Origin of the sequence: Variovorax gossypii, assembly GCF_003965815.1 — a bacterium.
Taxonomy (GTDB): domain Bacteria; phylum Pseudomonadota; class Gammaproteobacteria; order Burkholderiales; family Burkholderiaceae_C; genus Variovorax; species Variovorax gossypii.
In genome coordinates this window covers 268,581-290,742 of the sequence record NZ_RXOE01000008.1, presented here as the reverse complement: position 1 = coordinate 290,742, position 22,162 = coordinate 268,581, and the positions used below count along the sequence as shown (strand labels likewise).

Genomic DNA, 22,162 nt, shown 5'->3' with positions numbered 1-22,162 from the left:
ACACCGGCGTCGGCCGTGCCCGCTGCATCACAGGGAAGCCAGCACGCGGATGTGGGCTTCCACGCTGCGCGCCAGTGCGTCGAGGTTGTAGCCGCCTTCGAGCATCGAGACGATGCGCCCCTTCGAATGCCGCTTAGCGACATCGTGAATGCGGCTCGTGATCCAGGCGAAGTCGTTCTCGTTGAGGCCCAGCTGGCCCAGGTCATCCTCGCGGTGCGCGTCGAAGCCGGCGCTGACGAAGATCATCTGCGGCTTGAACTCCTCCAGCCGCGGCATCCAGGTCGCCTCGATCATCTCGCGCACGTCCATGCCCCGGGTGTAGGCCGGGATCGGTAGGTTGAGCATGTTCGGCGCCGGATGATTCGTGCCGCTGTACGGGTAGAACGGATGCTGGAAGAAGCCCACCATCAGCACGCGCGGGTCGTTGGAAAGAATGTCCTCGGTGCCGTTGCCGTGGTGCACGTCGAAATCGACGATGGCCACGCGCTCGATGCCGTGCGCCTCGATGGCGTGCCGCGCGGCGATGGCCACGTTGTTGAAGAAGCAGAAGCCCATCGCCTGCTCCCGGCAGGCATGGTGGCCGGGCGGGCGCACCGAGCAGAAGGCGTTTTCCAGGTCGCCGGCGATCACCGCATCGGTGGCGGCGATCGCGGCGCCGGCGGCGCGGCGCGCGGCCAGCAGGGTGTAGCGGGTGAGCGTGGTGTCGGGGTCGAGCTGCGCGTGGTCGGGGCCGCCGGCGGGCTCGTCGGCCACCAGGCGCTGGTGCAGCGCCTCCAGGTGCTCGACGTGCTCCGTGCTGTGCGCCCGGGTGAGCTGCTCCAGCGTGGCCAGCGGCACCTCCCGGTGCTCCAGCGCGTCGCCCACGCCGGTGAGCAGCAGGCGGTCCTCGATGGCATCCAGCCGGCCGGGGCACTCGGGATGCCCTCCGCCCATGTCGTGCTTCCAGAAGTCCCGGTGTGTGAAGTAGCCTGTCTTGCCCATGTGTCTCTATCGCCACGTCTAGACCTCACGCAGCATGGGGCCGGCGGGTCTTACGGTATCGTTTGCATATGGATACAAATATGGACGTTGCCGCAAAGCTAGCCACTTTGTTAACTCAGCTTAACACGGTGATCGTGGGCAAGGAGGCCCAGGTTCGCGACTGCGTGGCCTGCCTGCTGGCCGGCGGCCACCTGCTGATCGAGGACGTGCCGGGCGTGGGCAAGACGACCCTCGCCCACGCGCTCTCGCACACCTTCGGGCTGCAGTTCTCCCGCGTGCAGTTCACCGCCGACCTGATGCCGGGAGATCTCTCGGGCGTGGCGATCTACGACCGGGGCCAGCAGGCCTTCACCTTCCACCCCGGGCCGATCTTCGCGCAGGTGCTGCTGGCCGACGAGATCAACCGCGCCAGCCCCAAGACCCAGAGCGCGCTGCTCGAGGCCATGGAGGAGAAGCAGGTCACGGTCGAGGGCGAGACCCGCCCGCTGCCCACGCCCTTCTTCGTGATCGCCACCCAGAACCCGCAGGACCAGCTCGGCACCTTCGCCCTGCCCGAGTCGCAGCTCGACCGCTTCCTGATGCGCATCTCGCTCGGCTACCCCGACCGCGCCGCCGAGCGCCAGCTGCTCGCGGGCGTCGACCGCCGCGAAATGCTGGCCACCCTGCCCGCCATGCTGACCGCCGGCGAGCTGACAGCACTGCAGCAGCGCGTGCAGCAGGTGCACGCGGCCGATCCGCTGCTCAACTACGTGCAGGACCTGATCGCCGCCACCCGCTCGGGCCGCTGGTTCCTGCAGGGCCTGTCGCCGCGCGCCGGCATCGCGGTGCTGCGCGCCGCCAAGGCGCAGGCGCTGCTGGCCAACCGCAACTACGTCGCGCCCGACGATGTGCAGGCCGTGCTGCCGCAGACGATCGCGCACCGCCTCACGCCCGTGGGCGACGCAGGCCGCGGCGCCGTCGAGCAGGTGCGCGCGATGATCGCCGCCGTGCCATTGCCGTGAGCCCTGTCGGCGTCATCCGCTCGCGCATCGACGGCTGGTTCCTGTCGCGCCGGCCCCCGTCCGACACGCTGGAGCTCACCCAGCGCAACGTCTACATCCTGCCCACGCGGGCCGGGTGGACGCTGGGCGCGACGCTGCTGGTGCTGCTCATCGCCTCGATCAACTACCAGCTCAACCTGGGCTATCTGCTCACCTTCCTGCTCGCCGGCAGCGTGGCCGTGGGCATGCATGTGTGCCACGGCACCCTGCGCGGGCTGGCGATGCACATGGTCCAGCCCGAGGCGCATTACGCGGGCGCCGCCGCCGTCTTCCGGGTGGTGCTGCACAACACCAGGCGCCGGGTGCGCTACGGCATCGGCATGGCGGTGCGCGGCAGCGGGCAATGGGCCTGGACCGACGTGCCGGCCGAAGGAACCTCCACCGTCGAGATCGCCTTCCAGCCCGAGCGGCGCGGACTGCACCCGGTGCCGCCGCTCACGGCCGAGACGCGCTTTCCGCTGGGCACCTTCCGCGTGTGGACGGTCTGGCGGCCGGCCGCGCAGATGCTGGTCTACCCGACGCCCGAGGCCCATCCGCCGCCGCTGCCGCCGGGCGAGCCCCTCTCCGGCCCCGCCGCACTGACCGCCTCGATGCGCGCCCACAGCGCCGGCGAGTACGACGGCGTGCGCGCCTACCGTCGCGGCGATCCGCTCAAGCTCGTGGTCTGGAAGAAGGCTGCGCGCGCACAAGCAACCGGCTCCGAAGACCTGGTCAGCCGCGACACCCAGCAGGCCCAGCGCGAAGAGCTCTGGCTCGACGCGCAGGCCACCGGCCTAGCGGATACCGAAGGCCGCCTCTCGCGCCTGTGCGCCTGGGTGCTGATGGCCGACCGGCTGGGCGTCGACTACGGCCTGCGGGTGGCCGGCCGGGTCGTGAAACCCTCCCAGGGCGAGGCCCACCGCCGGGCCTGCCTCGAGGCCCTGGCCCTGTGCTGAACGGGAGCGCCGCATGAACAGAGTGATGCGCGAACTCGCCGCCCTGCCCCGCGACGCGCGGGACACGCTTTTCCTTCTCTGCGTGATCGGCCTGATCCTGCTGCCGCAGATCGAAAACCTGCCGTGGTGGTGCTCGGCCCTCACCGCGATGGTGCTGCTGTGGCGCGCCTCGCTGGCCGTGCAGGCGCGGCCGCTTCCCAGCCGGTGGTGGCGCCTTGCGCTGCTGGCCCTGATATTGGGCGCCACCTACGCCACCCACCGCACGCTGCTGGGCCGCGACGCGGGCGTCACGCTGATCGTGAGCCTGCTTGCCCTCAAGACGCTGGAACTGCGCGCGCGGCGCGACGCCTTCGTCATCTTCTTCCTGGGCTTCTTCGCGATGCTCACGAACTTCTTCTACTCGCAGTCGCTGCTGACGGCCTTCACCATGCTGCTGGCGCTGCTGGGCCTGCTGACGGCGCTGGTCAACGCCCACATGCCGGTGGGCCGGCCGCCGCTGATGCAGGCCGCGCGCACCGCCGGCTGGATGGCGCTGGCGGGCGCGCCGATCATGCTCGCGCTGTTCCTGCTGTTCCCGCGCTTCGCGCCGCTGTGGGGCACGCCCAGCGACGCCATGATGGGCCGCAGCGGCCTGTCGAACAGCATGCGCGTGGGCACGATTGCCGAGCTGGCGCTCGACGACCGCATCGCCGCGCGCATCAGGTTCGAGGACGGCCGGGCGCCGCCGCAGAGTCAGATGTACTTCCGCGGACCGGTGCTGGCGCAGTTCGACGGCCGCGAGTGGACCACCCTGCCCTCATGGGCGCGCGGCTCGCAGTGGGCTTCCAACCTGCGCGTGAGCGGCTCGCCCGTGCGCTACGAGGTCACGCTCGAAGCCAGCAACCGCCCCTGGCTGCTGACCCTCGACGTCGCGCAGCGCCCGCCCGAGGTGCCGGGCTTCGAGGTCAGCGGCACGCCCGACCTGCAGTGGTTCGCCAGCCGCCCGATCAACGACCTCGTGCGCTACAGCGCCGAGAGCTACACGCAGTTCCAGAGCGGCCCGCTCAAGCGCATCGGCGGCCAGCTGCAGGCCTATCTCACGCTGCCGCCGGGCACCAACCCGCGCACCACGGCGCTCGCCGCAGAGATGCGCGCCGACCCCGCGCTGGCCCAGGCCGACACGCAGGCCTTCGTGCAGGCTGCCCTGCGCCGCCTGCGCACCGGCGGCTACACCTACACGCTGGAGCCCGGCGTCTATGGCAACGACACGGCCGACGAGTTCTGGTTCGACCGCAAGGAAGGCTTCTGCGAGCACATCGCCTCTGCCTTCGTGGTGCTGATGCGCAACCTGGGCATTCCGTCGCGCATCGTCACCGGCTACCAGGGCGGCGAACTCAACAACGTCGACAACTACTGGGTCGTGCGCCAGAGCGACGCCCACGCCTGGGCCGAGGTCTGGCAGGAAGGCACCGGCTGGATGCGCGTGGACCCCACCGGCTCCGTGGCGCCGGGGCGCATCGGCCAGTTCCAGCGCCTGACCCCGCAGCCCGGCCTGATCGCGGGCGCCATCGGCTCGATGAGCCCCACGCTCGCGCAAAACCTGCGCGCCGTCTGGGAGGCCGTGAACAACGGCTGGAACCAGTGGGTGCTCAACTACACGCAGAGCCGGCAGCTCAACCTGCTGAAGAACATCGGCTTCGAGGCTCCCAGCCTGGAAGACCTGGGCTACGTGCTGCTGTACCTGCTGGTGGCCGCCAGCCTGGCCGGCGCCGGCTGGACGCTGTGGGAGCGCAGCAGGCACGACCCGTGGCTGCGCCTGCTGGGCCAGGCGCGCACGCGTCTGGCCAAGGCCGGCCTCAAGCTGCCCGACACCGCCCCGCCCCGACAGATGGCGCAGGCCGCCGACGCGCGATTCGGCCCGGCCGCGCAGTCGGTGCGCGACTGGCTGCTCAAGCTCGAGGCGCAACGCTACGCACCGGCCACACCCGACTCGCTTTCCACCCTGCGCGCGGAGTTCCGGCGCCTCGCATGGCCCAGCGCCGACCCTGCAAGGGGCTGAAACCACATGTGTCCCTGAAGAGGGGCCGCGCGGGCGGACGGCACAATGGGCCCATGCGACTCCTTCTTCCCAAGCCTTCGCGCACCGCCACGGCGGCTGCAGCCCTCCTTGCCGCCTGCTGCCTCGCTTGGTCCACGGGGGCCCAGGCCCAGAAGTCTCCCAACGGCCGCAGCGCCGCGGCCAACGCGGTTCGCGGCAGCACGCCCTACGCCACGCGCGACGACGCGATGCAGTTCGCCGACGACGTCGCCGAGCGCCGCGGCCTCGACCGCGAATGGGTGCGCGCCACCATCGGCAGTGCGCGCTTCCTGCCCAACGTGCCGCGCCTGATGCTGCCCGGCCCCGTGGGCACGGTGAAGAACTGGCAGACCTACCGCGGCCGCTTCATCGACCCGGTGCGCATCGCGGCCGGCGTGCGCTTCTGGCGCGCCAATGCCGACACGCTGGCGCGCGCCGAGCAGGTGTACGGCGTGCCGCCGGAAATCATCGTCGGCATCATCGGCGTGGAGACCATCTACGGCCGCAACATGGGCAACTTCCGCGTGATCGACGCGCTGGCCACGCTCTCCTTCGACTTTCCCGATGCACATCCGCGCGCGGCCGACCGCCGGGCCTTCTTCCGCGGCGAGCTCGAAAGCTTCCTGAGCACCGAAAGCCGCACCGCCGAAGACCCGCTCGTGCCCGTGGGCAGCTACGCCGGCGCCATGGGCATGCCGCAGTTCATGCCCAGCAGCATCGCCAAGTACGCGGTCGACTTCGACGGCGACAGCCGCATCGACCTCGTCAACAACCCGGCCGACGTGATCGGCTCGGTGGCCAACTACTTCAAGTCCTTCGGCTGGACGCCCGGCATGCCGGCCATCTACCCGGTGCACTTCGAGGAAGCCCGGCTGCAGAAGGCGCTGCTGCTGGCGCCCGACATCCTGCCGAGCTTCAGCGCCGACAGCTTCGTGGCGGCCGGCGCGGTGCCCGAGGGCGACGGCATCAACCACAAGGGCCTGTTCGCGCTGATCGAGCTGCAGAACGGCCTCGACATGCCGCCGACCTACGTGGCCGGCACGCGCAACTTCTACGTGATCACGCGCTACAACTGGAGCAGCTACTACGCCATGTCCGTGCTCGACCTGGGGCAGGAGGTCAAGGCGGCGATGGAGCAGCAGCAACAGGCGGCAAGGTGACACCCGAGGCGCTGCACGCGAACTGGGCCGCAGCATGGCATGCGCTGGGCGTCGCATCGCCCGGCGACGCTCTTTGCGACGAGCTTCAGCGCCGCTACGCCGAGCCGCAGCGCCACTACCACACGATGCAGCACCTGGGCGAGTGCCTCGCGTGGTTCGATCACGAGAAGGCCCTGGCCGAGCGCCCCGGCGAAGTCGCGCTCGCGCTGTGGTTCCATGACGCGATCTACGACGTGCACGCGCACGACAACGAGGCGCGCAGCGCGGACTGGGCACGCCGGGCGCTGCTCGATGCGGGTGTCGACACCGCGGCGGCGGATCGGGTCCACGCACTCGTCATGGCGACGCGCCACGACGCCGTGCCCCAGGGCCGCGACGCCGAACTGCTGATCGACATCGACCTGTCGATCCTCGGTGCCGAACGCGCGCGCTTCGACGAATACGAGCGGCAGGTGCAGGCCGAGTACGCCTTCGTTCCCGACGAAGTGCGGCTGCCTCGCCGCCGCGCGATCCTGCAGCGCTTTCTCGACCGCAAGGCCATCTACGCCACGCCGCGCATGCATGCGCAACTGGAAGCAAGGGCGCGCGCGAACCTGCAGCGCTCGATCTCAGGCTGATTTCAGGTCGGCACCAGGCGCCACCATTCGGAGCGCGCGGGCTCGCCGTTTCGCTCCTCTTCCACGACGCCGAACAGAAGCCCGTCCGGCGAGGCACCCAGCTTCGCCAGCCGCAGCACCTGAGCCGCATCGCGGCACAGCGCGAAGCTCGCATCGCCCTGCCACTCGAGACACCGGCCGACCTCGGCCAGCATCAGCGCGGGCTGGCTCTGCATGAAGGTGAAGGGCATCGGCAGCCCAGCGTCGAGCTGGGCCAGCCCGGTGTGCGTGGCGCCCCAGGCGCCGCGCTGGCTCGAAACGCGGATGCGCGCCCCCGGCGGCAGCGCTACTTCGCCCGCGACGTCGAGGCAGCGGCGCGCGCCGTACATCGCCAGCTCGGTCCACAGGCCCACGCGGCGCGGCCTTCGGCCTATGCGCTCCGCCAGATCGTCGCGCCATCCCTCGGGCGGTGGATGCGCGACGAAATGGGCAGCGGTGCGCCAGGTGGTCATGCGCCCGTGTCCTTCAACACCAGCGAGGCGTGCCCGCCGCCGAAGCCCGAGAAGTTCAGCAGGATGTTGCGCAGCCTTCGCGGCGCCTCCTCGCTCAGCGCGATGCCCAGCGACGCGTCGAGCGGGTAGTCGACCGATGGCCACGCGCCGCCTTCGATGCAGCCGAGCAGCAAGGCCAGCTCCGCCGCCCCCGACGCGCCGAGCGTATGGCCCAGCACCGACTTGAGCGACACCAGCGGCGGCATCGGATCGAACACCTGCTTCAGCGCCTCCGCCTCGATGGCGTCGTTCACCGGGCTGCCGGCGGCCTGCGCCTTCACGAGGTCGATGTCGCCCGGCTGCAGGCCTCCTTGCGCCAGCGCGCCGCGGCACATCGCGTGCACGGCCGTGGCCTCGGTGCCCGAGGGATTGCAGCCATCGACCACGTTGACGCCACCGGCGACCTGCCAGCGCGAAGGCCGCGACGACAGCCGCAGCGCGGCCACCGCCTCGCCCAGCACCAGCCCCCTGCGCCCTTCGCCAAAAGGCTGGCCGCTGTCGGGGGCCAGCAGCTGCATCGCGCCGAAGCCGGCCACCGTGAAGCGGTTGCACATCTCGGCGCCGATCACCAGGGCTTCGTCTGCTTCGCCGGCGCGGATCAGGTCGACGGCCGCCAGCACGGCGTTCAGCGACGAGGTGCAGGCGGTGGACACGGTGAACACCGGCCCCCGCCAGTCGAGCGCGCCGGCCACGACGCTGGCGAAGTCCTGCAGGTCGCCGCCCAGCCGCAGGTCCTGCTTCTCGTGCTCCATGAAGCCGATGTCGAGCGAGGACGAGGCGACGAAGAGCGGCGCGGTGCACGGGCCCCAGTCGCCCGTCTGCGCGACCACGCCGCGCACGGTGTCGCGCAGGCGCTGCGTCCAGTCGCCTTCCTTCGGCGCCAACGCGTAAACCGGCCAGCGGAAGCCCTCGGCCACGTCCACCATCACGGGCGGCACGCCGCCGCGGCGCAGCGATGCGAGCGCGGACGGCATGTCCTCGCCCAGCACGCAGGCCAGGCCGGTGCCGGCGAGGTGGACCGGGCTCATGCCTTGCCCGCTTGCGCGAGGTGCTCCGCGAGGTGAACGATGGAAGTCAGCGCCCGGCGCGTTTCCTTGCTGTCGGGCATGCGCACGCCGAAGCGCTGCTGGATGGTCATCGACACCTGCAGCGCATCGAGCGAGTCGAGGTCGAGCCGGGAGTCGGGGCCGAACAGCGGCTCGTCGTCGCCCAGGCCTCCGGGCGGCTCGCCCTTCTCGACGGCTTCGAGCACCATGGCCTTGAGGCTGGCAATGAATTCAGGGGTGACGGTGATGCTCACGATGCGCGCCTGCGAAACAGAAAAACGGCCAGGACGAACATCAGCGCCGCGAACGCGACCAGCCGGCCGACCTGCGGCAGGGTGTCGGCCACGCCGCCGCCGCGCAGCAGCACGGTCAGCAGCGCCTCCAGCCCCCAGTTCATCGGAGATATCTCGACCAGCCGCTGCATGAAGCCCGGCATGACGAACTTGGGCACCATGATGCCGCCCGCTGCCGCCATCAGCACGTTGACCATCGGCCCGATGGTGGCCGCCTGCGCATGGCTGCGCACCATGCAGGCCAGCGCGAGCGACAGGCTCACGGCCGCCAGGCTCACCGCCGCCAGCGACAGCAGCAAGGCGCCCCAGCTGATGCCCGCGAGCGACAGCGCGTCGCCGCCGATCAGCGGCATGAACCAGATGCCGGCCGCCAGCATCAGCACCGCCTGCAGCGCGTTCACGCCCAGGTACGGCAGCGCCTTCGACGCCAGCAGCATGCCGCGCGACACGCCCAGGCTCTGCAGCCGGCCGAGCGCACCCGAGCTGCGCTCCTGCACGAACAGGCTGGAGAGCGAGGCCACCACGAAGAACATGCCGAACACCAGCCAGGCCGGCACGTTCTGCTGCACCGAGGTCGGCCGCGGTCCGGCGGTGGAGAAGCGCTCGGCGTGCACCATCGCCTGGATGGATGCGTCCGGTGCCGGCCCCGCCGTACCGGGCACCGCCAGCGCGAGACGCGCCTTGAGCTCGCCCGATGCGCCGATGAGTTCGGCACGCAGCGCGTTGAACAGGTTGGCGTCGATGCCCGGCTCGGTCAGCAGCCGGATGCGCGCCTCGGTCGACAGCGCGGCCGACTCCAGCTCCTCCGAAAGACCCGGCTCCATCACGATCACGTACTTCAGCGAGCCGTTGCGCAGCCGCTCCTGCCAGTCGGTGCCCAGCGGCTGCGGTGCGCCGTGGCCGCGCTGCCAGAGCTGCTTGAGCCACTGCGCGGGCGTCGCGGTGTCGCGCATGTCGACGGCGTAGCTCAGCTCGGCCAGCGGCGGGCGGTAGATGTCCTTCAGCGTGAGCGACATCAGCACGATGAAGACCATCGGCATCAGGAACAGCGCGGCAAGGCCGTGCATGTCGCGCGTGAGGGCGATCAGTTCCTTCCTGATGAGCGCGAGGAGCATGGGCGTCCGTTCAGTCGCGCAGCGAGCGGTGGGTGAGCGCCATGAAGAGCTGCTCGAGGTCATGCCGGCCGAACTCGGCGTGGCGCACCTCGATGCCCTCGGCCTCCAGCACGGCCAGGACCGGCGCGGGGCCGCTGCCGGGGTTGAGGTGGATGCGCCAGTGCACGCCGCCCTGCTCCACCGTGCCGAAGCGCGAGAGCATGCCGGCATCGAGCCCGTCGGCCGCCAGCGTGAGCAGCATCGCGCTCTTCGACAGAAGCTCGTCGAGCGCCCCTTCGCGCAGCACGTGGCCGCGGTCGAGGATCGCGACGCGATCGGCGATGGCCTCGATTTCTTCCATGTAGTGCGAGGCGTAGATCACCGCCGCGCCCTGCTGCGCGAGGCTCTTGATGGCATCGAGGATGAAGGCGCGCGACTGCGGATCGACGCCCACCGTGGGTTCGTCGAACAGCATCAGCTCCGGTTCGGGCAGCAAGGCGATAGCCAGGTTGAGCCGGCGCTTGAGGCCGCCCGAGAGCCGCTCGGCGCGCACGGTGGCGAACTGCTCGAGCTGCGCGAACTGCGTGCAGGCCTCGATGCGCTGCCGCCTGCGCTCGCCCGAAAGACCGCCGGCCGCCGCGAACACGGCCAGGTTCTCGGCCACGGTCAGCATCGGATAGAAGGCGTGCTCCTGCGGCGCGACGGCAATGCGCGTGGGAGCCTTGGCTCGCACTTCCTTCAGCGGCTGGCCGTCGATGCGGATCTCGCCCGACTGCACCGCCAGTGCGCCCGACAGGTGCGAGATCAGCGTGGTCTTGCCCGCGCCATTCGGTCCCAGCAAGCCGAGCACGCAGCCCTTGGGCACGGCGAGCGACACGTCGACCAGCGCGGGCTTGTCCGCATGCGGGTAGCGGTAGCTGAGCTGGCGCAGCTCGAGCATCAGGCGACGGCGGCCTTCAGGTCGCGAAAGAAGTTTTCCTCTTGCTGCGCCTGCTCGCGCAGCTTCGCCGCCAGCGCGGCCGGGTCGACCGCCTCGCGCCCCTTCACCATGCGCGCGGCCTTGAGCGCGAAGGCGCGCCAGCCGTCGCCGATGGCGATGAGCCGCTCGGACATCTGCTGCAGCTGCGGCTTGTCGAGCAACTGCGCGGCTTCCTGCAGGAAGCCCGCGTAGATGAAGCGGAAGCCCGCCCCGCCCGTGCCGATTTCCTCCTGCATGCGCACCACGTGGCCGATGAAGTCGACGCTGCGCGGATCGGCCGGCGACAGCTTCTGCATGCGCGCGGCCAGCGTGCGCATGCCGCGCACGCCGACGATGGGGATGGGCGCGAGCATGGTGCGCACCGTCTTGCGGATGGCCTTGACCACCGAGGCCGCGTCCACCGCCTTGCGGTCGATGGCCTGCGGGTAGTACATGAGCCCCTTGGGCGCCAGCACGCCCTTGGCGAAGCGGGCGCGCGCGAGGTCGCTGCTCGGGCAGCGCACGGGCTCCTCGAACACCGGGTCGCTGATGAGGTAGTCGTCGCCGTCCTTGCCGTACACCAGCAGGTTGTGCGCGTTGAAGTGGAAACGCATGTTCGGCGGGAAGTACGGCAGCCAGTACACCGATGTCTGCAGCCCCACCAGCTTGCCGTCGGCCAGTAGCGCATCGAGCCGCTTCTGCCCGGCCTCGGCGCTGCCGAAGGTCTCGAAGCGGAATCGCGCGGCCATCGGCGCCAGCAGGCCCTTGATGATGGCCTTGGGCGGCATGCGATACGAAATGAGCGGCAGGCCCGACAGCTTGATGAATGGCAGGTACGCGAACGAGAGCGCGGACGAAAGCCCCAGCGCCATGCTCTCGCTCATCGGCGCGCCGTGGTGGCGCATGAGACTGGAGATGACGCCGCTTTCGCAATGCGCCGCCTGTTGATGCTGGAAGTTCACGGCAGCCCCTGCAAGGTGGAAACGGGCAGGCCCAGCGCTTCGCCGTAGCGTGCGAGCTGCGCCGCCGAAAGCGAAGCGAAGTGGCGCGGCTGCAGGTGGCGGCGCACGCGCCATTGCCAGAAGCCGCTGGTCTGCGAGAGCAGCGCCACGTCCATGCGGCGCTCGTACATCCAGTATTCGAGCGGCGAGGCCAGCCCCGCCTTCACGCGCTCCTTCGCGGCGCAGGCCTGCTCGACCAGCACGTCGACCGCGTGGCTGGTGACGATCTCTTCCGCCTCCCAGCCGCGCGAGGTGGTGGTGACCACGCGGCCCTGCGCATCGCGCGCGTACATCAGCTTGGAATGGCCGTCGAGGGTCGCGTTGCCCTCCTGCGGCACGGCATCGAGGTCCATGGCTACACCGCCTCCATGTAGATGAAGCCGCTGGAGAAGCGGCCGCTTTCCGGCACGAACATCAGCAGCTTCTGGCCGGGCTTGATGCGGCCCGAGCGGAACAGCTCGTCGAGCATGATGTACGGCGAAGCCGAGCCTGTGTTGCCCTTGGTCGCGAGGTTGCTGAACCAGCGCTCGCGCGGAATCGGGAAGCCCAGCTCCTCGAGGCTGCGACTCACCGGCTCCACGAAGTATTGCGACGACAGGTGCGGCAGGAACCAGTCGACGTCGGCAGGCCTGAGCCCCCTGCGCTCGATGACCTGCGCCAGCGGCTCTGCCAGCGTGGCGCGCACGATGTTCTCGTTGAGCAGGCGCACGTCCTGCTTCACGGCGAAGGTCGATTCGCTGCGCCATTCCTCGGGCGACTTGCGCGCCCAGCCGTCGAGGCCGCCCTCGGCGTTCTTCTCGGCGCCCGCGTACATGCAGGCCGGCAGCTCGTGCGCGGCCGAGGAAAGGTCGATCCAGTCGACGCGCAGCGACAGCGGCCCGCGCGGCTCGCGCTCCAGCAGCACGGCGCCGGCGCCGTCGGAGAGCATCCAGCGCAGGAAGTCCTTCTCGAAGGCCAGCTCGGGCCGCGCCTCCAGCGCCTCGAGCTTGTGCTCGAACTCGGCCTCGAAGCGCGAGCCGCGCATCACGGCCGAGGCCAGTTCGGAGCCCGTGGCCACTGCGCGGCGTGCGTCGCCCGCGCGCACCGAGAGCCATGCATGCTTCAGCGCCGCGGCGCCGGCCAGGCAGATGCCCGCGCAGGCCACCACCTCGAGGCGCGGCCAGCCGAGCTCGCCGTGCACCATCACCGCGTGATTGGGCATGAGCTGGTCGGGCAACGAGGTGCCCGTGACGAGGCAGTCGACCTGCCCCACGTCGCCCAGCGCGCGGATGGCGCTGGCCGTGAGCTGGGCGTTGGTCATCGCCAGCTCGCCGGTGGCGCGATCGATGGCGTAGTGGCGCGACTGGATGCCGTTGCTGCGAAGGATCAGCCGCCGCGCGCGGGACGCCTTGCCGCCGATGCGACCGAGGACGTCTTCGATGTCTTCATTGCTGACCGGAGAAAAGGGCAGAAAGGCGGCGGTGCGGGTCAGGAAGACATCAGTCGTCATAGAGAGGGGTGCGGTCCGTGGCTGAGCCCGACGGGCACTCGAATTTGGCGGTCATTCTAGTCAGCCACCCTCTGAACAGAGGTCGCAGAAGCGCCTGCAGGCTCAGGCTCACGGGCACCACCGTAATGATCAGTACCAGCAGAAACAGCACGTACAAAAGAAGCAGCGGCTTGCGCTGCCACGCGCCGGGCCCGCCGGCGGCCATGATGAGCTTGCCCCAGAGGTAGAAGCTGCGGGTGCCGGCCTTCTCGCTGATGAGCAGCCTGGCGTTGGCCTGCACCGCCCCGAGGCCGGCCAGCAGCGGCTGCGAGCCGCGCTCCAGGTCCTTGTGCAGCGCATCGCGCAGGGCCCGCCCGAAACGGGCCGTACCCGCGATCTGGTCGGTACTGAGCCCGGCGTCGGGCATGCCCCAGAAGCCGCGCTTGCGGCCCCAGATCAGCCAGGCCGGCGTGGTGAAGAAGGTGGCGAGCGTGGGGCCGGGGTCGGTCAGCACTACGTTGTCGATCAGCCGCGCGCCCACGTCGTCGAGCATGCCCTTGAGCTTTTCCTGCGCCAGCAGCCACATGTTGCGGCAGGCGATGACCGTGACCACCGGCTTGCCCCTGAGCAGCCGCGCCGCCACCGGATGCTTGAGGAAGGCGGCCACCGGCTGCGAGGGCGCCAGGAACCATACCTGGTACGGCAGCACGACGAGGTCGAAGTCTTCGTCGCCCGTCAGCGAGAGCGGCGCCAGCGGCTGCGGCTTCATGTGGGCCGACTCCGGGAAGGCGTCGAAGAACGTCAGGAAGGGCCAGGGAAAGGGGTACGGCTGCAGCGGGCGGAGCACTTCCTCATGCACCTGTATTGCCGGATCGGCCCGCAGCGGCGCCACGATCCGGTCGGCGACCTCGTCGAGCTGGCCGGACTGCGAATAGCGCAGGACGAGGACGCGCTTGACGCTCGGAGACGCGTTGGAAGGGCTGGAAAGACTGGAATTCACTGGCTGGGGCTTTTCGGGGGCCGTCGAATGTACGCGAAGCAGGTAGCGAAAGCATCTGCCAATGGTCATGGCGTCGCGGCAATCAGACGCTCGAAACGGCCAAATGGCGGCAAACGCCCGGCAATGCGGAAAAACGAGCACAAAAAAAGGCCGTGCCTCGCGGCACGGCCCTTTGTATTGCCGGGTAACGGTCTGGCGGCGCTCAGCGCACCTTGCCTTCCTTCCAGGCGCTCAGCAGCTTGTTGTAGTCGATGGTCTCGCCCTTCGGCTTCTCGTTGGCCAGCTTCTTCCACGGGGCGTGGTCGTCGCTCAGGTACTTGGCCGGGTCGCCCTTCGGGTTGAGCTTGGGCGCGCACTTGGCCATGCCGGCGCGTTCCAGGCGGGCCATCACGTTGTCCATCTCGTCGGCCAGGTTGTCCATGGCCTTCTGCGGGGTCTTCTCGCCCGTCACGGCCTCGGCCACGTTCTTCCACCACAGCTGCGCGAGCTTGGGGTAGTCGGGCACGTTGGTGCCGGTCGGGGTCCAGGCCACGCGCGCCGGGCTGCGGTAGAACTCGATCAGGCCGCCGTACTTGTTGGCGTTCTGCGTGAAGTAGTCCGAGCGGATGTCGCTGTCGCGGATGAAGGTCAGGCCGGTGATCGACTTCTTCAGCGAGGTGGTCTTGGCGGTGATGAACTGGGCGTAGAGCCAGGCTGCGGCCGTCTTGTTGGCGTCATGGCCCTTGAAGAAGGTCCACGAGCCCACGTCCTGGTAGCCGTTCTGCATGCCCTGCTTCCAGTACGGGCCGTTCGGGCCGGGGGCCATGCGCCACTTGGGCGAGCCGTCTTCGTTCACCACGGGCAGGCCCTTCTTGGTCATGTCGGCGGTGAAGGCCGTGTACCAGAAGATCTGCTGGGCGATCTGGCCCTGCGCGGGCACCGGGCCGGCTTCGCCGAAGGTCATGCCCATGGCTTCCTTGGGCGCGTACTTCTTCATCCAGTCGATGTACTTGGTGAGCGCGTACACGGCAGCCGGCGAGTTGGTCGCGCCGCCGCGAGCCACCGAGGCGCCGGTGGGCGTGCACTTGTCGGCAGCCACGCGGATGCCCCACTCGTCGATCGGCATGCCGTTGGGGATGCCCTTGTCGGCGGAGCCTGCCATCGACAGCCATGCGTCGGTGAAGCGCCAGCCCAGCGACGGGTCCTTCTTGCCGTAGTCCATGTGACCGTAGATCGGCTTGCCGTCGATGGTCTTCACGTCGGTGCTGAAGAACTCGGCGATGTCTTCGTACGCGCTCCAGTTCAGCGGCACGCCCAGGTCGTAGCCGTACTTGGCCTTGAACTTGTCCTGCAGGTCCTTGCGCGCGAACAGGTCGGCGCGGAACCAGTACAGGTTGGCGAACTGCTGGTCGGGCAGCTGGTAGAGCTGGCCGTCGGGCGCGGTGGTGAAGCTGGTGCCGATGAAGTCCTTCAGGTCGAGGCCGGGGTTGGTGAACTCCTTGCCGGCGCCGCCCATGTACTCGGTCAGCGACATGATCTTGCCGTAGCGGTAGTGCGTGCCGATCAGGTCGGAGTCGGACACCCAGCCGTCGTAGATCGACTTGCCCGACTGCATCGAGGTCTGCAGCTTCTCGACGACGTCGCCTTCCTGGATCAGGTCATGCTTGACCTTGATGCCGGTGATTTCCTCGAAGGCCTTGGCCAGCGTCTTCGATTCGTACTCGTGGGTGGTCAGGGTCTCGGAGACGACGGACACCTCCTTGACGCCCTTGGCCTGCAGTTTCTTGGCGGCCTCGATGAACCACTTCATTTCCTCCATCTGCTTGTCCTTGGACAAGGTCGATGGCTGGAACTCGCTGTCGATCCATTTCTTGGCTTCGGCCTCGCCGGCCGTTGCGGCGCCATGCGCGGCGAACATCGCCGCTGCAAGTGCCAGTGCCGTGTAGCGCATCTTCATGGAACTGTCTCCTCGGTTGTTGCTTCCCCGGTGTTGTGTCCGATCACGGCTCCGGGGAGGCGGAGAGCCGGAACGCTTTTGGAAGAAGGAAAGAAGCGAAGCGGCGCCCGCTCAACCCTTGCGCATCACCAGCGCGAGCAGGGCCATCGACAGCACGAAGCTGATCCAGACCGAGGGCTCGGCCTCGAGGCTGAACCACTCCTGGAACTTGCCCGCCAGGCCGACGAAGACCAGGTTCACGTAGGCCGCCGACAGCAGCCCGATGAAGAGTCTGTCGCCGCGCGTGGTGGCCATCGGCAACCAGCCGCGCCGCAGCGTGGTGGGCGACTTGAGCTCCCAGATCGTCATGCCGACCAGCATGAGCGCGATGCAGATGAAGAACACGGCCACCGGGGTGGTCCAGACCATCCAATCGAACATTTCCGTGCCTCCTCAAACACGACCCATCGCGAAACCCTTCGCGATGTAGTGACGCACGAACCAGATCACGATGGCGCCCGGCACGATGGTGAGCACGCCGGCCGCTGCCAGCGTCGCCCAGTCCATGCCCGACGCGCTCACCGTGCGCGTCATGGTCGCCACGATGGGCTTGGCGTTCACGCTGGTGAGCGTGCGCGCCAGCAGCAGCTCGACCCAGCTGAACATGAAGCAGAAGAACGCCGCCACGCCCACGCCGGCCTTGATGAGCGGCAGGAAGATCGTGAGGAAGAAGCGCGGGAACGAGTAGCCGTCGATGTACGCCGTCTCGTCGATCTCGCGCGGAATGCCGCTCATGAAGCCTTCCAGGATCCACACCGCCAGCGGCACGTTGAACAGCAGGTGCGCGAGCGCCACGCCGAGGTGCGTGTCCATCAGGCCGACGGTGCTGTAGAGCTGGAAGAACGGCAGCAGGAACACCGCGGGCGGCGTCATGCGGTTGGTCAGCAACCAGAAGAAGACGTGCTTGTCGCCCAGGAACGAATAGCGCGAGAACGCATAGGCCGCCGGCAGCGCCACGGTGAGCGAGATCACCGTGTTGATGGCCACGTAGATCAGGCTGTTGATGTAGCCCGAGTACCACGACTCGTCGGTGAAGATGCGCGCGTAGTTCGACCAGGTGAGCTGCTGCGGGAAGAACGAGAAGCTCGAGAGAATCTCCTCGTTCGTCTTGAAGCTCATGTTGATCATCCAGTAGATGGGCAACAGCGCGAACAGGATGTACAGCACCAGGAAGATGCTGCGCTTGTGAAATCTCTTCTCGTTCATTTCTCCACCTCCGCTTCCTGCGTGCCGACCCGCTGCATCCAGTTGTAGAGCACGAAGCAGAACAGCAGGATGATGAGGAAGTAGATCAGCGAGAACGCCGCCGCCGGCCCCAGGTCGAACTGGCCCACGGCCTTCTGCGTGAGGTACTGGCTCAGGAAGGTGGTGGCGTTGCCCGGCCCGCCGCCGGTCAGCACGAAGGGCTCGGTGTAGATCATGAAGCTGTCCATGAAGCGCAGCAGCACCGCGATCATGAGCACGCCGCGCATCTTGGGCAGCTGGATGTAGCGGAACACCGCGAACTTGCTTGCGCCGTCGATGCGCGCGGCCTGGTAGTAGGCGTCGGGAATGGAGCGCAGGCCCGCGTAGCAGAGCAGCGCCACCAGCGGCGTCCAGTGCCACACGTCCATCACCAGCACGGTGAGCCATGCGTCGGCGGCGCTGCCGGTGTAGTTGTATTCGATGCCCAGCCTCTGCAGGGTGTGGCCCAGCAGGCCGATGTCGGCGCGACCGTAGATCTGCCAGATGGTGCCGACCACGTTCCATGGAATCAGCAGCGACAGCGCCACCACCACCAGCACCGCCGACGACTTCCAGCCCTTGGCCGGCATCGACAGCGCCAGGCCGATGCCCAGCGGAATCTCCACCAGCAGCACCGACAGCGAGAAGCCCAGCTGGCGCCACAGCGCCTCGTGCAGCTCGTCGTCGCGCATCACCGAGGCGAACCATTCGGTGCCCACGAACACGCGGCGCTCGGGCGAGATGATGTCCTGCACCGAGTAGTTGACCACCGTCATGAGCGGCACGATGGCCGAGAAGGCCACGCAGATCAGCACCGGCAGCACGAGCCACCAGGCCTTTTGATTGATCGGCTTGTTGGTTGCGTTCATGCCACCAGTTCCTCATCCTTGTAATAGCAGGTGTGCGTGTCGAGCACGCGCACCCACACCGTGTCCCCCACCGCCGGCGGGCGGTCGTCCGAATGCAGACGCACCTTCAGCAGGCTGCCGCCGGCGTCCACCGTCAGCATCACGTGCGTGCCCACGTCCTGCACCTGCTTCGCCACCGCCGGCACGGCGCCGGCAGCGCCCGCGTTCGACAGGCGCAGGTATTCGGGGCGGATGCCGATCTTCAGCGGCCCCTGCGGCAGTTCGCGCGTGGGCACCAGCGGCGTTCCAGCCACTTCGATGGTGCCGTTCGCGCTCTGCGCCGAAAGGAAGTTCATGCCCGGCGAGCCGATGAAGTGCCCGACGAAGGTGTGGGCCGGCCGCTCGAAGAGCGCATCGGCGCTGCCCACCTGCACGGCCTTGCCGCGCGTCATCACCACCACCTCCTCGGCGAAGGTGAGCGCCTCGACCTGGTCGTGCGTCACGTAGATCAACGTGAGCTTCAGCTCGCGGTGGATCTGCTTGAGCTTGCGGCGCAGCTGCCACTTCAGGTGCGGATCGATCACGGTGAGCGGCTCGTCGAACAGCACCGCCGACACGTCGCTGCGCACCAGCCCGCGACCGAGCGAGATCTTCTGCTTGGCGTCGGCCGCGAGGCCGGCGGCGCGCTGGTTGAGCTGGCCGCTCATGTCGAGCATCTCGGCGATCTCGCCGACGCGCTTCTTGATCTGGTCGGCCGGCACCTTCCGGTTGCGCAGCGGGAACGCGAGGTTCTCGGCCACGGTCATGGTGTCGTAGATCACCGGAAACTGGAACACCTGAGCGATGTTGCGTTCCTGAGGCGTGGCGCGCGTCATGTCGCGGCCGTCGAAGGTCACCGTGCCCTGCGAAGGCACCAGCAGGCCGGAGATGATGTTCAGCATGGTCGTCTTGCCGCAGCCCGAGGGGCCGAGCAAGGCGTACGCGCCGCCGTCGCGGAAGCTCATCTTCAGCGGGAGCAGCGCGTAGTCGCTGTCCTGCGTGGGGTTCGGGCGGTAAGCGTGAGCCAGGTCGAGGTCGATGCGTGCCATGACTAGTATCCCTTGCGCCATGCAGGCGCCAGCGCCAGCTTTTCGCTGGCATCGAACACATAAGCTTGCGACGCGCTGAAGTACAGCGTGAGCGAAGCGCCCAGTTCGAAGCGGTGCACGCCGGTGAGCTGCGCCACCAGTTCGCCCACCGCGGTTTCCACGTGCACGAAGGTGTCGGAGCCCGAGATTTCGGCCAGCTCCACCTTGCCCGGCAGGGCGATGTCGCCCTCCCCCGCATCGACGTTCAATGCGCTCGCGCGCAGGCCCACGGTGACGGGGCCCGACACGCTCTCGGACAATGCCAGCGCCAACGCGGGGCCGCCCGCCATCTGCACGCGGCCGGCGGTGGCGGTGCCGGCCAGCAGGTTCATCGGCGGATCGCTGAAGGCGCGCGCCACGCGCAGCGACTGCGGCGCATGGAACACCTCGGCCGTGGGGCCGTACTGCAGCAGCTCGCCGGCGTCCATCACCGCGGTGTAGCCGCCGAGCAGCAGGGCTTCGCCCGGCTCGGTGGTCGCATAGATCACGGTCGAGCCACCGGTGGCGAAGAGCTGCGTGAGCTCCTCGCGCAGGCCTTCGCGCAGCTTGTAGTCGAGGTTGACCAGCGGCTCGTCGAGCAGCATCAGCGGCGCGTTCTTGGCGAGCGCGCGCGCCAGCGCCACGCGCTGCTGCTGCCCGCCCGAGAGCTCCTGCGGATAGCGGTCGAGGAACATGCCGATGTGCAGCTTGTCGGCCAGCGCCTTCACGCGCGCATCGATGTTCGATTCGCCGCGCAGCTTGAGCGGCGACGCGATGTTGTCCGCCACCTTGAGCGACGGATAGTTGATGAACTGCTGGTAGACCATCGCGACGTTGCGTTCGCGCACGGGCATGCCGGTCACGTCCTTGCCGTCAACCAGCACCTTGCCGGTGGTCGGCGCATCGAGGCCCGCCATCAGCCGCATGAGGCTGGTCTTGCCGGCCTGCGTGGCGCCGAGCAGCACGGTGACCGCGCCGCTCTTCGGCGCGATGCTCTGCTCGTAGAGCCATGTCTGCGCTCCCACCTTCTTGGTGACGCGCTCGAGTGTCAATTGCATTGGCGCTCTTCCTCTTCCCTTGTGTCCGGCCTAGTTGTCGCTGGCGCGGGGTTGTTGCTGCTGCAGCCAGCGCGCGACCTGCTCGCGCTCTTCGGGCGTGTAGTGCAGGCCCAGCTTGGAGCGCCGCCAGAGCACGTCTTCGGCGCTCACGGCCCACTCGTTGTCCTGCAGGAAGCGCAGTTCGCGCTCGAACAGGCCGGGCGCCACTTCGGCACCCAGGTCGGCGAAGGACTTCGCCTCGCCCAGCAGTTGATCGATGCGCGCGCCGTAGGCCCGTGCGAGTCGGCGCGCCAGCTGGCCGTAGAGCCACGGGTACTTAGCCTGCACGGCCGACACGAAGCGCTCGAAGTCGTCGTCGGGCCGCTTCGCCGCGCCGATCCAGCCCGACAGGTCGCCGCCCGCGAGGAAGGCGCCGTCGGTCCATGCCGGGCGTTGCGCGCCCGTCTGGCCCAGCATGCGCCCGACTTCGTCGGCCGCGTCCTCCGCCAGCTTGCGGAAGGTGGTGATCTTTCCGCCCCACACCGACAGCAGCGGCGCGGCCTCGGTGTTCGACTCGAGCAGGTAGTCGCGCGTGACGGCCGAGGGATCGCCCGAATCGTCGTCCAGCAGCGGACGCACGCCCGAGTAGGTCCAGACCACGTCGGAAGGCGCGATGGGCTTGTCGAAGTAGCGGCTGGCCTGGGTGCAGAGGTAGTCGATCTCTTCCTGCGCGATGCGCGCGGCGCCGGGGTCGTCGCCGGTGAGCTCGATGTCGGTGGTGCCGATCAGCGTGAACTCGTCCTGGTAGGGAATGGCGAAGATGATCCGCTTGTCGGGGTTCTGGAAGATGTAGGCGTGGTCGTGCTCGAACAGGCGCGGCACCACGATGTGGCTGCCCTTCACGAGCCGCAGGCTCTTGGTGGCCAGGGCTTCGCCCCTTGCCGACTGCGCAACGCCGCGCAGGAAGGATTCGGCCCACGGCCCCGCGGCATTGACCACCGCGCGGGCACGCAGCGTGCGCTTGTTGCCGTCGGCCCCCAGCAGCGTGGCGGTCCAGCCGTCGGCGTCGCGCTTCGCGTGCACGCAGCGCGTGCGGGTCAGCACCTCGGCGCCGCGCGCCTGGGCGTCCAGCGCATTCAGCACCACGAGGCGCGCGTCGTCCACCCAGCCGTCGGAATAGATGAAGCCGCGCTTGTACTGCTCCTTCAGCGGCTTGCCGGCGGCGTGGCGGCGCAGGTCGACGCTGCGCGAACCGGGCAGCACCTCGCGGCGGGCCAGGTGGTCGTACATGAACAGGCCGATGCGGATCATCCAGGCCGGGCGCATCGACGGGTCGTGCGGCATCACGAAGCGCAGCGGCCACATGATGTGCGGCGCGCTCTTGAGCAGCACCTCGCGCTCCTGCAGCGCCTTGCGCACCAGCGAGAACTCGTAGTACTCGAGGTAGCGAAGACCGCCGTGGATCAGCTTGGTGGAGGAAGACGAGGTGTGCGAGGCGAGATCGTCCTTTTCGCAAAGCACCACGCGCCAGCCGCGGCCCGCGAGGTCGCGCGCGATGCCGCAGCCGTTGATGCCGCCGCCGACGATGAGCACGTCGCAATCGGTGGCCGGCGCTGGCGAAACGGAAGAAAAATCGCTCACAGGAATTGGGTCCGTTGAAGCGTGACTTTGGTCACTGACGGCGGCCATTGTATTTTCGTGTTTTTTCATTTGGATTCCTTTTGGCGCGATTTTCCTACGAGTTTTCCCTTAGTTGGCTTCGTTTTTTTTCGCTTTAAAGTGACGCGCCCGGC

Annotated in this window: 22 protein-coding genes; 5 read left to right on the top strand and 17 right to left on the bottom strand. The window is 68.6% G+C overall.

Annotation, left to right across the window (positions count from 1 at the left end; all coding sequences use genetic code 11):
* Positions 1 to 27 precede the first annotated feature (27 nt).
* Complete coding sequence (locus tag EJP69_RS25095; RefSeq protein ID WP_126472948.1) at positions 28 to 981, bottom strand: histone deacetylase family protein; 954 nt, start codon at positions 979 to 981, stop codon at positions 28 to 30.
* An 80-nt stretch (positions 982 to 1,061) separates the two neighbouring features.
* Between EJP69_RS25095 and EJP69_RS25090 the strand changes: the two genes are divergently transcribed.
* Genes EJP69_RS25090 through EJP69_RS25070 form a run of 5 tightly spaced genes read left to right on the top strand, consistent with a single transcriptional unit; the run spans position 1,062 to position 6,789 of the window.
* Positions 1,062 to 1,982, top strand: a complete 921-nt coding sequence (locus tag EJP69_RS25090) for an AAA family ATPase (RefSeq protein WP_093203005.1) — start codon at positions 1,062 to 1,064, stop codon at positions 1,980 to 1,982.
* On the top strand, positions 1,979 to 2,956 hold the full coding sequence (locus EJP69_RS25085; protein ID WP_126472946.1) for a DUF58 domain-containing protein: 978 nt from the start codon (positions 1,979 to 1,981) through the stop codon (positions 2,954 to 2,956). The genes EJP69_RS25090 and EJP69_RS25085 overlap by 4 nt, the downstream gene beginning before the upstream one ends.
* 13 nt (positions 2,957 to 2,969) lie before the next feature.
* Complete coding sequence (locus EJP69_RS25080) at positions 2,970 to 4,994, top strand: transglutaminase TgpA family protein (RefSeq protein ID WP_126472944.1); 2,025 nt, start codon at positions 2,970 to 2,972, stop codon at positions 4,992 to 4,994.
* 53 nt (positions 4,995 to 5,047) lie between these two features.
* Complete coding sequence (gene mltB / locus EJP69_RS25075; RefSeq protein ID WP_126472942.1) at positions 5,048 to 6,172, top strand: lytic murein transglycosylase B; 1,125 nt, start codon at positions 5,048 to 5,050, stop codon at positions 6,170 to 6,172.
* Positions 6,169 to 6,789, top strand: a complete 621-nt coding sequence (locus EJP69_RS25070) for an HD domain-containing protein (RefSeq protein ID WP_126472940.1) — start codon at positions 6,169 to 6,171, stop codon at positions 6,787 to 6,789. Before mltB ends, EJP69_RS25070 begins: the two co-directional genes overlap by 4 nt.
* Before the next feature lie 2 nt (positions 6,790 to 6,791).
* Here the strand turns inward: EJP69_RS25070 and EJP69_RS25065 are convergent, their stop codons facing one another.
* The 16 genes from EJP69_RS25065 to glpD all read right to left on the bottom strand — a co-directional run bounded on the left by EJP69_RS25065 (position 6,792) and on the right by glpD (position 22,079).
* Positions 6,792 to 7,280 (bottom strand): hypothetical protein, encoded by a 489-nt coding sequence (locus EJP69_RS25065; RefSeq protein ID WP_126472938.1) that lies wholly within the window; start codon positions 7,278 to 7,280, stop codon positions 6,792 to 6,794.
* Positions 7,277 to 8,347, bottom strand: a complete 1,071-nt coding sequence (locus EJP69_RS25060; RefSeq protein WP_126472936.1) for a beta-ketoacyl synthase N-terminal-like domain-containing protein — start codon at positions 8,345 to 8,347, stop codon at positions 7,277 to 7,279. The genes EJP69_RS25065 and EJP69_RS25060 overlap by 4 nt, the downstream gene beginning before the upstream one ends.
* Positions 8,344 to 8,619 carry an acyl carrier protein gene (locus tag EJP69_RS25055; RefSeq protein WP_240652281.1) on the bottom strand — a complete coding sequence of 92 codons (276 nt, stop codon included), beginning with the start codon at positions 8,617 to 8,619 and terminating at the stop codon, positions 8,344 to 8,346. Before EJP69_RS25055 ends, EJP69_RS25060 begins: the two co-directional genes overlap by 4 nt.
* The gene (locus EJP69_RS25050; protein WP_126472934.1) at positions 8,616 to 9,773 is read right to left on the bottom strand and encodes an ABC transporter permease; all 1,158 of its coding nucleotides are present in this window, start codon (positions 9,771 to 9,773) and stop codon (positions 8,616 to 8,618) included. Before EJP69_RS25050 ends, EJP69_RS25055 begins: the two co-directional genes overlap by 4 nt.
* 10 nt (positions 9,774 to 9,783) lie before the next feature.
* A complete protein-coding gene (locus EJP69_RS25045) occupies positions 9,784 to 10,692 on the bottom strand; it encodes an ABC transporter ATP-binding protein (protein ID WP_126472932.1) in 909 nt (302 codons plus the stop codon).
* Positions 10,692 to 11,672, bottom strand: coding sequence for a BtrH-related acyltransferase DarH (gene darH, locus EJP69_RS25040; RefSeq protein ID WP_126472930.1), 981 nt, complete (start codon positions 11,670 to 11,672; stop codon positions 10,692 to 10,694). The genes EJP69_RS25045 and darH overlap by 1 nt, the downstream gene beginning before the upstream one ends.
* A complete protein-coding gene (locus EJP69_RS25035) occupies positions 11,669 to 12,064 on the bottom strand; it encodes a DarG family dialkylresorcinol biosynthesis protein (protein WP_126472928.1) in 396 nt (131 codons plus the stop codon). Before EJP69_RS25035 ends, darH begins: the two co-directional genes overlap by 4 nt.
* A gap of 2 nt (positions 12,065 to 12,066) precedes the next feature.
* On the bottom strand, positions 12,067 to 13,200 hold the full coding sequence (locus EJP69_RS25030) for a beta-ketoacyl-ACP synthase III (protein WP_126472926.1): 1,134 nt from the start codon (positions 13,198 to 13,200) through the stop codon (positions 12,067 to 12,069).
* Complete coding sequence (locus EJP69_RS25025) at positions 13,190 to 14,179, bottom strand: hypothetical protein (protein ID WP_093304046.1); 990 nt, start codon at positions 14,177 to 14,179, stop codon at positions 13,190 to 13,192. Before EJP69_RS25025 ends, EJP69_RS25030 begins: the two co-directional genes overlap by 11 nt.
* Positions 14,180 to 14,381: 202 nt before the next feature.
* Entirely contained in the window at positions 14,382 to 16,115 is a 1,734-nt protein-coding gene (locus EJP69_RS25020) for an ABC transporter substrate-binding protein (RefSeq protein ID WP_093203037.1), read from the bottom strand.
* 111 nt (positions 16,116 to 16,226) lie between these two features.
* Positions 16,227 to 16,535 carry a DUF2160 domain-containing protein gene (locus tag EJP69_RS25015; RefSeq protein WP_093203039.1) on the bottom strand — a complete coding sequence of 103 codons (309 nt, stop codon included), beginning with the start codon at positions 16,533 to 16,535 and terminating at the stop codon, positions 16,227 to 16,229.
* 12 nt (positions 16,536 to 16,547) lie between these two features.
* Positions 16,548 to 17,360 (bottom strand): carbohydrate ABC transporter permease, encoded by an 813-nt coding sequence (locus tag EJP69_RS25010; RefSeq protein WP_093203041.1) that lies wholly within the window; start codon positions 17,358 to 17,360, stop codon positions 16,548 to 16,550.
* Positions 17,357 to 18,247, bottom strand: coding sequence for a carbohydrate ABC transporter permease (locus tag EJP69_RS25005; RefSeq protein ID WP_093203043.1), 891 nt, complete (start codon positions 18,245 to 18,247; stop codon positions 17,357 to 17,359). The genes EJP69_RS25010 and EJP69_RS25005 overlap by 4 nt, the downstream gene beginning before the upstream one ends.
* Complete coding sequence (locus EJP69_RS25000; protein ID WP_093203046.1) at positions 18,244 to 19,314, bottom strand: ABC transporter ATP-binding protein; 1,071 nt, start codon at positions 19,312 to 19,314, stop codon at positions 18,244 to 18,246. Before EJP69_RS25000 ends, EJP69_RS25005 begins: the two co-directional genes overlap by 4 nt.
* A 2-nt stretch (positions 19,315 to 19,316) precedes the next feature.
* On the bottom strand, positions 19,317 to 20,390 hold the full coding sequence (locus EJP69_RS24995; RefSeq protein WP_126472924.1) for an ABC transporter ATP-binding protein: 1,074 nt from the start codon (positions 20,388 to 20,390) through the stop codon (positions 19,317 to 19,319).
* A gap of 30 nt (positions 20,391 to 20,420) precedes the next feature.
* Positions 20,421 to 22,079: a glycerol-3-phosphate dehydrogenase gene (gene glpD / locus EJP69_RS24990; RefSeq protein WP_126472922.1), complete on the bottom strand. Its 1,659-nt coding sequence runs from the start codon at positions 22,077 to 22,079 to the stop codon at positions 20,421 to 20,423.
* Positions 22,080 to 22,162 lie beyond the last annotated feature (83 nt).

Bases quoted from the DNA above. Each gene is read 5' to 3' on its own strand.
- EJP69_RS25045 (WP_126472932.1), bottom strand. From the start codon at position 10,692: ATGCTCGAGCTGCGCCAGCTCAGCTACCGCTACCCGCATGCGGACAAG.
- EJP69_RS25020 (WP_093203037.1), bottom strand. From the start codon at position 16,115: ATGAAGATGCGCTACACGGCACTGGCACTTGCAGCGGCGATGTTCGCC.
- EJP69_RS25065 (WP_126472938.1), bottom strand. From the start codon at position 7,280: ATGACCACCTGGCGCACCGCTGCCCATTTCGTCGCGCATCCACCGCCC.
- EJP69_RS25005 (WP_093203043.1), bottom strand. From the start codon at position 18,247: ATGAACGCAACCAACAAGCCGATCAATCAAAAGGCCTGGTGGCTCGTG.
- EJP69_RS25080 (WP_126472944.1), top strand. From the start codon at position 2,970: ATGAACAGAGTGATGCGCGAACTCGCCGCCCTGCCCCGCGACGCGCGG.
- EJP69_RS25030 (WP_126472926.1), bottom strand. From the start codon at position 13,200: ATGACGACTGATGTCTTCCTGACCCGCACCGCCGCCTTTCTGCCCTTT.
- EJP69_RS25015 (WP_093203039.1), bottom strand. From the start codon at position 16,535: ATGTTCGATTGGATGGTCTGGACCACCCCGGTGGCCGTGTTCTTCATC.
- EJP69_RS25010 (WP_093203041.1), bottom strand. From the start codon at position 17,360: ATGAACGAGAAGAGATTTCACAAGCGCAGCATCTTCCTGGTGCTGTAC.
- EJP69_RS24995 (WP_126472924.1), bottom strand. From the start codon at position 20,390: ATGCAATTGACACTCGAGCGCGTCACCAAGAAGGTGGGAGCGCAGACA.
- glpD (WP_126472922.1), bottom strand. From the start codon at position 22,079: ATGAAAAAACACGAAAATACAATGGCCGCCGTCAGTGACCAAAGTCAC.
- EJP69_RS25095 (WP_126472948.1), bottom strand. From the start codon at position 981: ATGGGCAAGACAGGCTACTTCACACACCGGGACTTCTGGAAGCACGAC.
- EJP69_RS25060 (WP_126472936.1), bottom strand. From the start codon at position 8,347: ATGAGCCCGGTCCACCTCGCCGGCACCGGCCTGGCCTGCGTGCTGGGC.
- EJP69_RS25050 (WP_126472934.1), bottom strand. From the start codon at position 9,773: ATGCTCCTCGCGCTCATCAGGAAGGAACTGATCGCCCTCACGCGCGAC.
- EJP69_RS25090 (WP_093203005.1), top strand. From the start codon at position 1,062: ATGGACGTTGCCGCAAAGCTAGCCACTTTGTTAACTCAGCTTAACACG.
- mltB (WP_126472942.1), top strand. From the start codon at position 5,048: ATGCGACTCCTTCTTCCCAAGCCTTCGCGCACCGCCACGGCGGCTGCA.
- EJP69_RS25000 (WP_093203046.1), bottom strand. From the start codon at position 19,314: ATGGCACGCATCGACCTCGACCTGGCTCACGCTTACCGCCCGAACCCC.
- EJP69_RS25035 (WP_126472928.1), bottom strand. From the start codon at position 12,064: ATGGACCTCGATGCCGTGCCGCAGGAGGGCAACGCGACCCTCGACGGC.